The organism is Nocardioides sp. InS609-2 (assembly GCF_023208195.1).
In the GTDB taxonomy this organism is placed as follows: domain Bacteria; phylum Actinomycetota; class Actinomycetes; order Propionibacteriales; family Nocardioidaceae; genus Nocardioides.
In genome coordinates, this window is the sequence record NZ_CP060034.1 from 1,159,989 (window position 1) to 1,172,889 (window position 12,901).

General features: G+C 69.9%; 13 protein-coding genes. 3 read left to right on the forward strand and 10 right to left on the reverse strand.

The window, feature by feature from the left end; translation table 11 throughout:
• The first annotated feature begins 48 nt into the window (after window positions 1-48).
• On the forward strand, window positions 49-1,146 hold the full coding sequence (locus tag H4Q84_RS06045) for an IS630 family transposase (protein WP_248580407.1): 1,098 nt from the start codon (window positions 49-51) through the stop codon (window positions 1,144-1,146).
• Window positions 1,147-1,522: 376 nt separating this feature from the next.
• On the forward strand, window positions 1,523-2,641 hold the full coding sequence (locus H4Q84_RS06050) for an ionic transporter y4hA (protein ID WP_248582501.1): 1,119 nt from the start codon (window positions 1,523-1,525) through the stop codon (window positions 2,639-2,641).
• Between the two features lie 22 nt (window positions 2,642-2,663).
• Here the strand turns inward: H4Q84_RS06050 and rodA are convergent, their stop codons facing one another.
• From rodA to H4Q84_RS06075, 5 genes are read right to left on the reverse strand one after another with little or no spacing between them, the layout of a single operon-like run.
• Window positions 2,664-3,848, reverse strand: coding sequence for a rod shape-determining protein RodA (gene rodA / locus H4Q84_RS06055; protein WP_248582502.1), 1,185 nt, complete (start codon window positions 3,846-3,848; stop codon window positions 2,664-2,666).
• Window positions 3,845-5,977, reverse strand: a complete 2,133-nt coding sequence (mrdA, locus tag H4Q84_RS06060) for a penicillin-binding protein 2 (protein WP_248582503.1) — start codon at window positions 5,975-5,977, stop codon at window positions 3,845-3,847. Before mrdA ends, rodA begins: the two co-directional genes overlap by 4 nt.
• A complete protein-coding gene (gene mreD / locus H4Q84_RS06065) occupies window positions 5,977-6,489 on the reverse strand; it encodes a rod shape-determining protein MreD (RefSeq protein WP_248582504.1) in 513 nt (170 codons plus the stop codon). Before mreD ends, mrdA begins: the two co-directional genes overlap by 1 nt.
• The gene (gene mreC, locus H4Q84_RS06070; protein WP_248582505.1) at window positions 6,486-7,433 is read right to left on the reverse strand and encodes a rod shape-determining protein MreC; all 948 of its coding nucleotides are present in this window, start codon (window positions 7,431-7,433) and stop codon (window positions 6,486-6,488) included. Before mreC ends, mreD begins: the two co-directional genes overlap by 4 nt.
• Complete coding sequence (locus H4Q84_RS06075) at window positions 7,433-8,461, reverse strand: rod shape-determining protein (protein ID WP_248582506.1); 1,029 nt, start codon at window positions 8,459-8,461, stop codon at window positions 7,433-7,435. Before H4Q84_RS06075 ends, mreC begins: the two co-directional genes overlap by 1 nt.
• A 322-nt stretch (window positions 8,462-8,783) precedes the next feature.
• Between H4Q84_RS06075 and H4Q84_RS06080 the strand changes: the two genes are divergently transcribed.
• Window positions 8,784-9,338: a DUF937 domain-containing protein gene (locus tag H4Q84_RS06080; protein ID WP_248582507.1), complete on the forward strand. Its 555-nt coding sequence runs from the start codon at window positions 8,784-8,786 to the stop codon at window positions 9,336-9,338.
• Here the strand turns inward: H4Q84_RS06080 and H4Q84_RS06085 are convergent.
• The 5 genes from H4Q84_RS06085 to H4Q84_RS06105 are packed head-to-tail and all read right to left on the reverse strand — an operon-like array spanning window position 9,335 to window position 12,886.
• On the reverse strand, window positions 9,335-10,330 hold the full coding sequence (locus H4Q84_RS06085) for a hypothetical protein (protein WP_248582508.1): 996 nt from the start codon (window positions 10,328-10,330) through the stop codon (window positions 9,335-9,337). The genes H4Q84_RS06080 and H4Q84_RS06085 overlap by 4 nt on opposite strands.
• Window positions 10,309-10,719, reverse strand: a complete 411-nt coding sequence (ndk, locus tag H4Q84_RS06090) for a nucleoside-diphosphate kinase (protein WP_248582509.1) — start codon at window positions 10,717-10,719, stop codon at window positions 10,309-10,311. Before ndk ends, H4Q84_RS06085 begins: the two co-directional genes overlap by 22 nt.
• 23 nt (window positions 10,720-10,742) lie before the next feature.
• Window positions 10,743-11,135 (reverse strand): DUF4233 domain-containing protein, encoded by a 393-nt coding sequence (locus H4Q84_RS06095; RefSeq protein WP_248582510.1) that lies wholly within the window; start codon window positions 11,133-11,135, stop codon window positions 10,743-10,745.
• Window positions 11,132-12,505, reverse strand: coding sequence for a folylpolyglutamate synthase/dihydrofolate synthase family protein (locus H4Q84_RS06100; RefSeq protein ID WP_248582511.1), 1,374 nt, complete (start codon window positions 12,503-12,505; stop codon window positions 11,132-11,134). Before H4Q84_RS06100 ends, H4Q84_RS06095 begins: the two co-directional genes overlap by 4 nt.
• A gap of 12 nt (window positions 12,506-12,517) precedes the next feature.
• A complete protein-coding gene (locus tag H4Q84_RS06105; protein ID WP_248582512.1) occupies window positions 12,518-12,886 on the reverse strand; it encodes a carboxymuconolactone decarboxylase family protein in 369 nt (122 codons plus the stop codon).
• Window positions 12,887-12,901 lie beyond the last annotated feature (15 nt).

The window sequence follows — 12,901 nt, forward strand, 5'->3', positions numbered from 1 at the left end:
TCCGCGTGGGAAATAGTCATCGGGTTGATGAAGTGAAATCATGGGCGCATGGCGAATCGACCTGCTCCGGCCCTGGTGCTGCGTGATGGTGACCGGGACAAGCTCGAGCGACTGACTCGCTCCTCGACGGTCTCGGCTGGTGCGGCTCAACGGGCTCGGATCGTGTTGCTGGCAGCCGACGGGGTGCCGAACGACCAGATCTGCGAGCTCGTCGGGTGCGGCCGTCAGAAGGTGCTGCAGTGGCGGGGCCGCTACCAGGGCAAGGGCATGGCCGGGCTCCTCGACCGGCAGCGTCCGGGCCGTCCGCGCACGATCGACCATCGCAAAATCGTGGCCGAGACACTGAAGCCCCCGCCGAAGAAGCTCGGCGTGACGCACTGGTCCACGCGGCTGTTGGCGGCTCGGTTGAAGGTCAGCGCCTACACCGTCGCGGAGGCTTGGCGTTCCTACGGGGTCAAGCCGTGGCGCTCGGAGTCGTTCCGGTTCTCCACCGATCCCGAACTCGAGGCCAAGGTCATCGACATCGTCGGGCTGTACCTGAACCCGCCAGAGAACGCGATCGTGCTGTGCGTGGACGAGAAGTCCCAGATCCAGGCACTGGACCGCACCATGCCGGTCCTTCCGATGCAACCCGGGCTCGTCGAACGCCGCTCTCACGACTACGTCCGCCACGGCACCACCACCTTGTTCGCCGCGCTGGAGATCGCCACCGGGAAGGTCACCGCCGCTCTCAAGCCGCGGCACCGCAACCAAGAGTTCCTCGCGTTCCTCAAGCAGGTCGAACGCGCCTACCGCGACGTCGTCGACGAGACCGGCCAGCCCGTCGATCTGCACCTGGTGATGGACAACTACGCCGCCCACAAACACACCAACGTGAAGAACTGGCTCATCGAGAACCCGCGCTTCAAGATCCACTTCACCCCGACCCACGCCTCCTGGATGAACCTCGTCGAGGTCTGGTTCTCCCTCATCGAACGCCAAGCCATCCGCCGCGGCGTGTTCACCTCGGTCAAGGACCTCAACACCAAGATCCGCACCTACATCGACTGCTGGAACGAACGCTCCCACCCCTTCGTCTGGACCAGGACCGCCGACGAGATCCTCACCAAAGCCAACCGGATGAAGACTTCAAATCCGGACCACTAGCTGCCGAGCTCGCGTCGGTGCTTGTTCGGTCACCTGTGTCTCTCCCGCCGCACCGGAGCTCGCGATTCCTACTAAGCCAGCCGATCCGATCATCAGGGCCGCGAACAGCACCCCAAGTCGCTTCGAAACTTTCATGCTCCCCCGATTCCTTTGGTGCAGGTGACGTTAGCTGACCGCTTGGGATCGCGAAGGGGGTGTTTGGTTCAGAGTTCAGATGTCAGTCGGTTGTGGGTCGGGGGCGCCCGGAGACCTGACAAATCAAGTTTGACGATCGCGTCCCGACCCCGCTTTTGATGGCGAGATGCTGGTCGTCCTTGAGCCGGTCGCTTGCGCGGCACCGAACTGGTTCTTCGGCGCTTAGTCTTAGGATTCGGCCATGAGCTCATCGACGGTCCGCGGCCGCTTCTACTGGACCGTCTGGGCACCGATTCTCGGCATCGTCCTGCTCGTGTCGACCTGGGGACGCGACCTGGCCGGACCACTCGTGACGGTCATCGCGGCGTTCCTGATCGGCGCTGTGCTGGCCGCCGTACACCACGCGGAGGTGGTGGCCCACAAGGTTGGCGAGCCGTTCGGGTCGCTCCTCTTGGCCGTCGCGGTCACCGTCATCGAGGTCGCGCTGATCGTGACGCTGATGATCACCGGCGACAAGGACACCTCGGGCCTGGCCCGCGACACCGTCTTCGCAGCGATCATGATCAGCATCAACGGCATCGTCGGGTTGTCGCTGCTCGTCGGGGCACTGCGCCACCACCTGGCGGACTTCAACCCCGAGGGCACCGGCTCGGCGCTGGCCACCCTGATCGCGCTGGCCGGCATCACCCTGGTGCTCCCCCGCTTCACGACGTCGGAGGCGGGTCCGGAGTTCACCCCGGGCCAGCTCGCGTTCGCCGCGGTCGCCTCGATCGCGCTCTACGCCATGTTCGTCTTCACCCAGACCGTGCGGCACCGCGACTTCTTCCTGCCCGTGGCGAAAGATGGAGCGCTGCTCGACTCCGTCGAAGGGGGAGACGGCGACGGGCACGCCGACCCGCCCAGCGCCGCCGAGACCCGGCTCAGCCTCGGCCTACTGACCGTTGCGCTGGTCGCCGTCGTCGGCCTGGCCAAGGTCGAGTCGCCGGCGATCGAGGACGCAGTCGAGGCGGCCGGGTTCCCGCACGCCGTCGTCGGTGTCGTCATCGCGCTGCTCGTGCTGCTGCCGGAGTCCATCGCGGCCGTGCGCGCCGCAGCCGGTGGCCGGGCGCAGATCAGCCTCAACCTCGCCTACGGCTCGGCGATGGCCTCCATCGGCCTCACGATCCCTACCATCGCGGTCGCCTCGATCTGGCTCGACGGGCCGCTCGCGCTCGGCCTGGACGACGTACAGATCGTGCTGCTGATCCTGTCGGTGATCGTGTCGCTGCTCACTGTCGCGCCGGGCCGCGCCAAGCCCCTCCAGGGCGGCGTGCACCTGGTGCTGCTGGCTGCGTTCCTCGCGGTGACGATCGCCCCCTGACCACCGGTGGGAGTCCGAGCGATCAGCGACTGACCAGCACCTGACTGGAGGCCAGGAACCGGGTCGGCTGGGCGGCGTTCGAGCGCAGGTGGATGTTCTGCAGCAGGCCGATGGCCAGCATGCCCGCGAACATCGACGAGCCGCCGTACGACACGAACGGCAGGGGTACGCCGGTGACCGGCATGATGCCCAGGCACATGCCGATGTTCTGGAATGCCTGGAAGCCGAACCAGCAGGCGATCCCGGCCGCGGCGACCCGGCCGAAGAGGTCGTCGGTGGCGGTGGCGATGGCCAGCGCGCGCCACACCACGATGCCGAGGAGGACGATGACCAGGCCGGCGCCCAGCAGGCCGAGCTCCTCGCCGGCGACGGTGAAGATGAAGTCGGTGTGCTGCTCGGGCACGAAGCCCGACTGGGTCTGTGATCCGTCGAAGAGGCCCTGCCCGAAGGCGCCGCCGTTGCCGACCGCGATGCGCGCCTGCTCGACGTTGTAGCCGGCACCCCGCGGGTCGAGCTCCGGGTTGGTGAACGCCATGAAGCGTGCCACCTGGTAGTCCTTGAGCACCCCGACCGACACGGCCACCGCAGCGGCAGCGACGCCGGAGACGAACAGGCCGGCCAGCCAGCGTCGCGGTGCACCGGCGATCGCCAGCACACCGAACACCGTGGCGGCGAGCACGAGCATGGTGCCGAGGTCGGGCTGGACGAGGATGAGTACGGCGGGTACGGCGGCGATCACCAGCATGCCGATCACGTCGACCGAGCCGATCGACCGCCGCCACTTGCCCTCCGCCCGTTCGGCGACGAACAACGCCATCCCGATGGCCACGGCCAGCTTGGCGAACTCCGACGGCTGGATCGACAGGCCGCCGAGCTGCAACCACGAGCGCGAGCCGTTGATCGTCGTACCGGCAATGAGCACGAACACCAGACCGCCCACGGACGCGACGTAGACCAGCGGGGCGAGGATCCGCACCCAGCGGTGGTCGGTCGCCATCACCATCACCATCAGCACGAGACCGATGGCGACGTTGACGAGCTCCTTGGTGAGGTACGCCGCGGGGTCGCCGCCGGTGAGCGCGTCACGGGCCGAGGTCGCCGACCACACCAGCAGGGTGCCGAGCACGATCAGCGCCAGCACGGCGCCGAGCAGCAGCCAGTCGAGACCCGGTGCTCGCAGCGTGCTGGATCGGGTGCGCGTGGTCATGAGTCGCCGTCCTCGCGTCGCAGGGCCGGGGGCAGGATCGAGCCGTCGTCGCCGAAGGCCGGCAGCTGCTTGGGCGAGACGGTGCCGGGGATCGCTGCCTTGGCCGGCACGACGCTCTCGCCCTCGATGCCGTACAGGGCTTCGTAGATCGCCCGGATGCCGTCACCGACACTGCCCGACCCGGTGCCCCCCTGGCTGATCATCATCACCACGACGTAGTCCTTGGTGTACGACGCGACCCAGCCGGTCGACTGCTTGCCGTAGACCTCGGCCGAGCCGGTCTTGGCGCGCATCGTCACCTCGCCGAGGGGGAAGCCACCGAGCTTCCATGCCATCGTGCCCCGGCTGGCCACGCCCTGGAGGGCCGTATCGATGAAGTCCAGGGTCTTCTTGGGTACGTCGACCGTGGCAGTCTTCTTGGTCGGGATCCGGCGCAGCAGCTCACCGGACGGACTGACGATCGCCTTGCCGAGGCGGGGCTCCCACAGCGTGCCGCCGTTGGCGATCGCGCCGTAGGCCCGCGCGAGCTGCAGCGGCGTGACGATGGTGTCGCCCTGGCCGATGGCGAAGTTGACGGCGTCACCGGCCCGGTAGGCGTAGCCCTCGATGCAGAACTCGCGTGCGAACCTGTAGACGAATTCGCTCGTCTTCTCGTCCTGCGGCTTGCCGGCCAGGCCGCAGTAGTAGTCCTTCTGCGACTCGAAGTAGGAGCGCTTCCAGGCCCGGTCGGCGATCCGGCCGGGCGCCTCGCCCGGGATGTCGATGCCGGTCTCGGAGCCGAAGCCGAACTCCTTGGCCTCCGCGACGAGCGGGTCCTTGGCGTTGACATCGGCGACGTCGGTGCCGAACCTCTGCCAGAAGTCGTAGCCCACGCGGTAGAAGAACGTGTTGCACGAGATCTCGAGTGCCTTCGCGAAGCCGATCGACCCGGCGGCGGCGGACTCGTAGTTCTTGAACGTGCGGTTGCCCACCTGGAAGCCCGACGAGCAGTCGAGGCGGGTGTCCTCGGTGTAGCCGTTGGTCAGGGCGCCGGCGGTCATGAACGGCTTCCACGTCGAGCCGGGCGCGAACTGGCCCTGGGTGGCTCGTGACAGCAGCGGGGTGCCGGCCTTGGTGGAGTAGAGCCGCTCGAGCTCCCTCTCGGAGATGCCGCCCGTCCACACGTCCGGGTCGTAGGTCGGCTGGCTGGCCATCGCGACGATGCGACCGGTACGTGCCTCCATGACGACGGCCGCCCCGGAGTCGGCTGCGTAGTGGCGACCGGTGACCGGGTCGACGGTGGCGCGCTGGGTGGCGATGCGCTCTGCGAGCTGCTTCTCGACCACGGCCTGCACCTTGGCGTCGATCGAGGTGACCAGGGTGTCGCCCGGCTCGCTCTCGATCGTGGAGTCGTCGCCCAGCACGCGGCCCATCGAGTCGACGGCGACCCGGCGGTAGCCCGGCATGCCGCGCAGCCACTCGTCGTACTCCTTCTCGACGCCGGCCCGGCCGACGGACGAGGCACCGTTGAGGGACTGGTCGTCGGCGTCGCGGGCCCGGTCGAACTCCGGCTCGGTGATCGGGCTGAGGTAGCCGACGACGTGCGCGAGGTTGACGCCGAACGGGCGCGGGTAGGCACGCACGTTCTGCTGCTCGGCGAGCACGCCGGGGTAGTCCTCGGGCTGCTCGAGCACGCGCAGCGCGACCTGCTGGTCGACGTCGGCGGCGACGGGCACGGGCTGGTAGGGCGAACCGTTCCAGCAGACACCGTCGACACTGCCGGCTGCGCCGCAGTCGGTCAGCCGGCTGCCGACCTCGTCCGCCTTCTGTCCGACGACCTCGCCGACGCGGGTGAGCAGCTGCTCGCGCTCCTCCGGGGCGAGCTTGCCGATCAGGGTCCGGTCGACCGAGATCACCCACGACATCCGGTTGGCGACGAGCGGGCGGCCCTGGTCGTCGACGATCAGGCCGCGCTGCGGCTGGACGACGATGTCGCGCACGGACTGGTCGGCGGCCTTGGCCTGGTAGTCCTCACCACCGACGACCTGCAGGTAGTAGAGCCGGACGAAGAGCGTGGCGAAGAGCGAGAAGACGAGCGCCTGTACGACGAGCAACCGCAACCTGCTCTTCTGCGCACCGGACACGGCCATCAGGCGGTGGCTCCTTCGGGCGCGACGGCCTGGAACATCCGCATCATCACGGGCAGCACGAACGGCGTGAGCAGCACGTCCCACACGAGCGCCACGAGGATGACCTGCAGCAGGTCGGGCACCGACATCACCGGGTCGCGCAGCAGCAACCCGGTGAGCGCGAAGATGGAGGTGCCGACGAACGACGAAGCCGCGACGGTGCCGACGATGGCCGTGGTCGAGGGGCGGTTGACGGTGCGCACCCGTGACGCGACGTACGCGACGACGACGAGAGCGAGCGCCCACCTGCCGGCAAGGTGGTCGGCGGGCGGAGCCAGGTCGAGGGCGACACCGCCGGCGAAGGCGAGCAGCATCGCGAACGACGCGCCTCGGGTCAGCGCGGCCGCGACCACCACGAGCAGCACGAGGTTGGGGACGACGCCGTGCCAGGCGAAGTGCGGGAACAGCGAGACCTGCAGCACGAGGGCCACCACGACGGCGGCAAGACCGGTCAGCACGCGGAGGAGCTTCATCCGATGCTCCCGTCTGCCTCGACGACGGCGCGGTCGCTGGAGGCGCCGACGGGTACGACGACGCCCACGACATCGAGCGAGCTGAAGTCGACGTAGGGGTCGATCACGGCGCGCTGCGAGGAGTCGCGCAGGCTGGTGTAGACGTCGGTGACCGTGCCGATGGGGACCCCGGAGATGTAGGGCCCGGCGCCGTCGCTGCCCCACGTCACGACCGTCTCGCCCTTCGCAGGCACGCTCTGCTCGTCGACGAGCTCGAGGTCGAGGTGTCCGTCGCGGCCCAAGGCACCGCGGCCGTGCAGGAAGCCGAGCTCCATGCTGTCGCCGAGGCGGCCACCGACCACCGACTCCGCGTCCAGGATCAGCAGCACGGTCGCGGTGGAGCGCGTCACGCGCAGCACCCGGCCGACGAGGCCGTCGTTGTTGACGATGGTCATGTCGGGCCGCACCCCGGCGGCCGAGCCGGCGTCGATGGTGACGGTGTTGCTGAACGACTGGGAGGAGCCGTAGGCCACCACGCGCGCCGGCACCAGCGATCGGCCCAGGTCGTCGGCGGTGCGGGTCAGGCCCTCGAACTCGGCCAGCCGGTTGCGGTCGAAGCCGGACGTCGCGACCTGCTCGCGCAGCTCGGCGTTCTCTGCCTCGAGGTCACGGATGTCGGAACGCAGGGCGGTCTTGGAATGGAACCAGCTCGGCACCGCCGTGAACGGTCGTACGACGCCGCTCGTGAACGACTCGACCGGACCGAACGCCTCGCCGACCGCGCGCCGGGCGGACTCCACAGGTGAACCGTCGTCGACCTGGTGGTCGAGCGTCATCAGGGTGACCGATGCCAGCACCAGCGCGATCAGCAGCGACCGCGGCGGCCGCGAGCGGTCGTCGAGCTGGTCGAGCCCGCGCCAGCGGCGTTCGCCGCGACTTCCCCTGTTGCCCCCGTAGCCGCGCATCAGAACCTCCGTGGGTCCGAGACGAGCACCTGCTGGAGGGCCTCGAACTCCTCGACGCAGCGACCGGCGCCGAACGCGACCGACGACAGCGGCTCCTCGGCGACGTGCACCGGCATGCCGGTCTCGTGCCGGAGCCGCTCGTCGAGCCCGCGGAGCAGGGCGCCCCCACCGGTGAGCACGATGCCGCGGTCCATGATGTCGCCGGCCAGCTCGGGCGGGGTCTGGTCGAGGGTGGCGCGGACGGCGTCGACGATGCTGTGCAGCGGCTCCTCGATGGCCTGCCGCAGCTCGGCACTCGAGACGACGACGGTGCGCGGGAGGCCGGAGACCATGTCGCGGCCGCGGATCTCGGCCTCGGGCTCGGTCGGCAGCGGGAAGGCCGAGCCGAGGGTCATCTTCATCTCCTCGGCGGTGCGCTCCCCCAGCATCAGGGAGTACTCCTTCTTCATCCACGCGATGATCGCCTGGTCGATGTCGTCGCCGGCTGTGCGGATCGACATGCTCGTGACGATGCCGCCCAGGGAGATCACGGCGACCTCGGTGGTGCCGCCGCCGACGTCGACCACCATGTTGCCGGTGGCCTCGTGGACGGGCAGCCCGGCACCGATGGCCGCGGCCATCGGCTCCTCGACGATGTAGACCCTGCGGGCGCCGGCCTGGTAGCCAGCCTCCTTCACCGCGCGCTGCTCGACGGCGGTGATGCCGCTGGGCACGCAGATGACCATCCGGGGCTTGGCGAAGTAGCGGCGCCGGTGCACCTGCTGGATGAAGTAGCGCAGCATCTGCTCTGTCGCGTCGAAGTCGGCGATGACGCCGTCCTTGAGCGGGCGGATGGCGGTGATGTTGTCGGGGGTACGGCCGATCATCCGCTTGGCTTCGTGGCCGACAGCGAGCACCTCACCGGTGCTCTCGTTGATCGCGACGACGCTCGGCTCGTCGAGCACGATGCCCTTGCCCCGGACGTAGACGAGCGTGTTGGCGGTGCCGAGGTCCACGGCCATGTCGCGGCCGATGAAGCTGTTCGCCATGTGCTGCTGCCTCGCTGGTCGGGCCCTGGTGGGCGGAGCCACTCGGGATCAGAGGGGAAGATGGGTCGCATGAGGTTTGCTCGACCCGCGCTCAGCGTAGGTAGCGAACCCCCCCGTTCAGGGGAGACACGCCCCAGCATCGAGGGCGAAGGCGTGTCTCTCGACTCTCGGCCGTCGCGAGCGTCGTCCTGCGGAGTGCATCGCACGGCGGAGGAGGGAGGCGATGCGCCAGCATCGACGACTGACGACAACGCAGCGAGGTGCCCGCAGGGCGTCGCGCAGCGGGCCACGGAGTCGAGTGACACGCCGTATCGTTGCCCTCATGTCGGCCGTTGACGAGATCCTCCAGACCCTTCCGATCGACCAACTGGCCAACCAGCTGGGCGAGGACCCCGACGATGTCGAGCAGGCAGCGCTGGCCGCACTGCCCGCACTGCTCGGCGGTCTGCACGCCAACGCGCAGGATCCTGCGGGTGAGGCGTCCCTGGCCGAGGCGCTGGGCCAGCATGGCGACGACCCGGCCGCGACCGGGGTCGTCGACGTCGAGCAGATCGACCAGCGCGACGGGTCCCGCATCGCCAGCCACATCTTCGGGGCGCAGGAGGACGAGGTCGTCCAGCAGCTCGGCGGCGTCGGCAGCGCGTCGAGCGGCCTGGTCAAGAAGCTGATCCCGATCCTGGCTCCGCTCGTGCTGGCCTACCTGGCCAAGCAGGTGCGCGGCAAGGGCGACGCGGCCACCGGTGGCGGCGTACTCGGTTCGATCCTCAGCCAGGTGCTGAGTGGTGCGGCGCAGGGCAGCGCGCCCCGCGGCTCCCAGGGTGCCGGTTCGATCATCGGCGACATCCTCGGCGGCCTGCTCGGTGGCGGCCGCCGCTAGAGACCGCAGGTGGCCGGTCCGCTGCCCTCGATCACGCTGCGCTCGAAGGCCAGGAGCGCGGGCACGAACGCACCGTCGTCGGAGCGGTACGGCGTCGCGCTCGCCTCGCTGACCGTCCACACGAGGTCATCGGTGACCACGAGGTCCTCCGCGCCGGGCACGAAGTCGCGCACCTCGCCGTCTGGCAGCTTCACGAGCCCGCAGGTGATCCGGCTCGACACGCGCCAGGCGCCGTCAGCCGTCACGTCGAGGCCTTGCAGCCGGGCCGGCACCCGACCCCGCGACGCGACACGAGCGGGGTCGACCACCGTCACTCCCGGGCGCACGAGGTCGGCGATGTCGAAGGTCGCGATCCGGCCACGCCCGCCCACGCGGTAGCTCGCCAGGCCGAGCTGCCCACCGTGGGCGCCGAGCGTCGAGCCCTTGATGCCCTCGCCCAGGCGCCACACGCGCTTCACGAGGTCGGCGGTGTCGAGGGCATCGGGGTCGAGCAGCCACAGGCGTTCCGCCTCGGCGACCCACAACCCGTCCCGGGTCAGCGCGGTGCCACCTCCGTGGCGGCAGTAGGTCGGCCGGTCGCCGTACACCTTCGCCTCCCACCGGGGCACGAACGTGACGGTGCGGCCGGTCGCGAGGTCGACCTCGACGAGCTGGCAGGCCCGCTCGGAGATCTTCGGCACCCGCACGTAGCCGCTCACGAACGCGCGGTCGCCGCGGATGTTGAGCCCCTGCGGGACGAAGTCGCGCTCCAGCTCCGCGATCCAGTACGCCGAGCAGGCGGCGTTCCTGAGCCGGTACGCGCGCAGCCGGGTGGCCTCGGACGGCCGGGGGCCCTGCACGTCGTCGAGCGCGACGGGGGCGCACCGGCGCGAGGCGACCGGATCCACCACTTCGCCGTCGTCTGGCCGCGACCACGTCACGGCGACGACCGCCCCCAGCGTCAGCGCGAGGGCGGTGAGGACACGCAGGCTCAGCCGAGACCGGGGAACCACAGGGCGATCTCGCGTTCGGCCGACTCCGGGCCGTCCGAGCCGTGCACGAGGTTCTCTCGGTTGGAGAGGCTCAGGTCGCCGCGGATCGTGCCGGGTGCGGCCTTGCGGCCGTCGGTGGCGCCGTTGAGCGCGCGCACGACCCCGATCGCCTCGTCGCCCTCGAGCACCAGCGCGACGAGCGGTCCGCTCGTGACGAAGGCGCGCAGCGGCGGGTAGAAGTCGCGTTCGACGTGCTCGGCGTAGTGCTTGTCGGCCTGGGCTGCGTCGATCGTGCGGTGCTCCATGGCCACGATCGTCAGGCCCTTGGCCTCGAAGCGGCCGAGGACATTGCCCACGAGCCCGCGCTTCACGGAGTCGGGCTTGAGCAGGACGAGCGTGCGCTGAGTCATGCGGCGGAGCCTAGCGCGAGCCGTCAGCCGTGCTGCTCGCGCTCCGCGAAGGCGGTGTAGGCCGCGGCTCGCTCGCGCTCGATCTTGCGGCCGAGGAAGTCGGCAGTGCCCCAGAGCAGCGCGAAGACGGCACCGAGGAAGAACATCATCGGCACCCAGAAGCCGAGCGCGACGGCACCGACCTGGATCACCCAGCCGAGGGCGTAGGCCCACTCGGCGCGCAACATGCCGGCCAGCAGCAGGCACGCGACCGCAAGACCCAGCCCGAGCGAGAGCGCCAGGGCCACGGACGCGTCGGCGATCGAGATCAGCACCGGCGTCGTCAGCCCGAGCGTGATCGCCTCGAGGCAGAGCACCGCGGCGCACATCCCTCGCCGTGGCGACCGCTCGGTGTTCTGGGGAGCGGGCGCGCTCACAGCTCTCGCCCCCGGGTCGTACGACGCAGCATCGCGCGCGCCTCGCCGACCGTGACCACGGAGCCGGTGACCAGCACCGCGCCGGCGCCGAACGCGTCACCGAAGGCCTCGCCCGCCTCGGCGAGCGCCGCGGCCTGGTCGATGGCGTCGGACAGCGAAGGCACGACGGTCACCCGGTCCTCGCCGAACACCTCGCGCGCGACCCGGCCGAGCTCGGCAGCGGGCATCGTGCGGACATTCGAGTTCTGAGTGCAGATGAGGTGCGAGATGTGCGGCTCGAACGCACCCAGCAGGCCCTCGTAGTCCTTGTCGGCCATCACGCCGATGACGCCGATGAGCGGGTCGAAGGAGAAGGAGTCCTCGAGTGCGGCGGCCGTCGCCTCGGCACCGTGCGGGTTGTGGGCCGCATCGAGCACGATCGTGGGGCTGCGGCGGATCACTTCCAGGCGGCCGGGCGAGGTGACCTCGCCGAAGGCGGCACGCACGATGTCGTCGTCGAGGACGGCGTCGCCGGCGAAGGCTTCGACTGCTGCCAGCGCGATCGCAGCATTCTGCGCCTGGTGGGCGCCGTGCAGCGGCAGGAAGACCTCGTCGTACGTCGCGCGGAGGCCTTGCAGCGAGACGACCTGACCGCCGACGGCCGGCACCCGGGAGGTGACGCCGAACTCTGCTCCCTCGCGGGCGATCGTGGCGCCGACCTCGAGCGCCCGGCGGACGAGGACCTCGGCCACCTCGGGCGTCTGCTGGGCCGAGACGACGACCGAGCCGGGCTTGATGATGCCGGCCTTCTCGACGGCGATCACGGCCGGAGTCTCGCCGAGGTACTTGGCGTGGTCGACAGAGATGGGCAGCACCACCGCGACATCGGCGTCGGCGACGTTGGTGGCGTCCCAGCTGCCGCCCATGCCCACCTCGACGACCGCGACGTCGACGGGTGCGTCGGCGAAGGCGGCGTAGGCCATGCCGACGACGGCCTCGAAGAACGACAGGGGATGGGTCTGGTCGGCGTCGACGAGGTGGGTGAACGGCGCGACGTCGTTGAACGCGCGAACGAACGCCTCATCGCTGAGGGGCTCACCGTCGATGCTGATGCGTTCGGACATCTTCTCCAGGTGCGGGCTGGTGAAGCGGCCGGTGCGCAGGTCGAGAGCGCGCAGCAGCGTGTCGATCATCCGCGAGGTGGAGGTCTTGCCGTTGGTGCCGGTCAGGTGGATGACCCGGAACGAGCGCTGGGGGTCGCCGAGCAGCTCGGTGAACGCCTCGATCCTGTCGAGCGAGGGCTCGAGCTTGGACTCGGGCCAGCGCGACAGCAGGGCGTCCTCGACCTCGGCGTAGGACTCGGACAGGCGGGGTACGGGGGTCTCACTCATGTTGGGTCGAGTCTAGGCGTCGTCGGCCTGCGCCTTGAACTCGCGGAAGGCCGCCAGGGCGCGCGGGCCGTAGACCGTGCCGGGACCGCCGTTCATCATGATCGCGACGCCGATCGCCTCGGCCACCTCGCCGTCGGTCGCCCCGGCCTTGGCAGCGCTCCGCGCGTGCGACGCCATGCAGCCGTCGCACTGCTTGCTGACGGAGATCGCGAGCGCCATCAGCTCCTTGGTCTTCACGTCGAGCGCGCCGTCTGCCATCGCGGCGCCCGACATCGCGACGTACCCCGCGTAGACGTCGGGGATCAGCCGGCGCAGGTCACGCGAAGGGATCTTCAGGCCGTCGAGCACGTCGGGTCCGTGGGAGTGGTCGTGCTCGGTCATGCAGGCGCCTCCGGC

What these genes read in the sequence shown, in the direction of transcription:
- H4Q84_RS06045 (WP_248580407.1), top strand. Translation starts at nt 49, where the DNA reads ATGGCGAATCGACCTGCTCCGGCCCTGGTGCTGCGTGATGGTGACCGG.
- H4Q84_RS06050 (WP_248582501.1), top strand. Translation starts at nt 1,523, where the DNA reads ATGAGCTCATCGACGGTCCGCGGCCGCTTCTACTGGACCGTCTGGGCA.
- rodA (WP_248582502.1), bottom strand. Translation starts at nt 3,848, where the DNA reads ATGACCACGCGCACCCGATCCAGCACGCTGCGAGCACCGGGTCTCGAC.
- mrdA (WP_248582503.1), bottom strand. Translation starts at nt 5,977, where the DNA reads ATGGCCGTGTCCGGTGCGCAGAAGAGCAGGTTGCGGTTGCTCGTCGTA.
- mreD (WP_248582504.1), bottom strand. Translation starts at nt 6,489, where the DNA reads ATGAAGCTCCTCCGCGTGCTGACCGGTCTTGCCGCCGTCGTGGTGGCC.
- mreC (WP_248582505.1), bottom strand. Translation starts at nt 7,433, where the DNA reads ATGCGCGGCTACGGGGGCAACAGGGGAAGTCGCGGCGAACGCCGCTGG.
- H4Q84_RS06075 (WP_248582506.1), bottom strand. Translation starts at nt 8,461, where the DNA reads ATGGCGAACAGCTTCATCGGCCGCGACATGGCCGTGGACCTCGGCACC.
- H4Q84_RS06080 (WP_248582507.1), top strand. Translation starts at nt 8,784, where the DNA reads ATGTCGGCCGTTGACGAGATCCTCCAGACCCTTCCGATCGACCAACTG.
- ndk (WP_248582509.1), bottom strand. Translation starts at nt 10,719, where the DNA reads ATGACTCAGCGCACGCTCGTCCTGCTCAAGCCCGACTCCGTGAAGCGC.
- H4Q84_RS06100 (WP_248582511.1), bottom strand. Translation starts at nt 12,505, where the DNA reads ATGAGTGAGACCCCCGTACCCCGCCTGTCCGAGTCCTACGCCGAGGTC.
- H4Q84_RS06105 (WP_248582512.1), bottom strand. Translation starts at nt 12,886, where the DNA reads ATGACCGAGCACGACCACTCCCACGGACCCGACGTGCTCGACGGCCTG.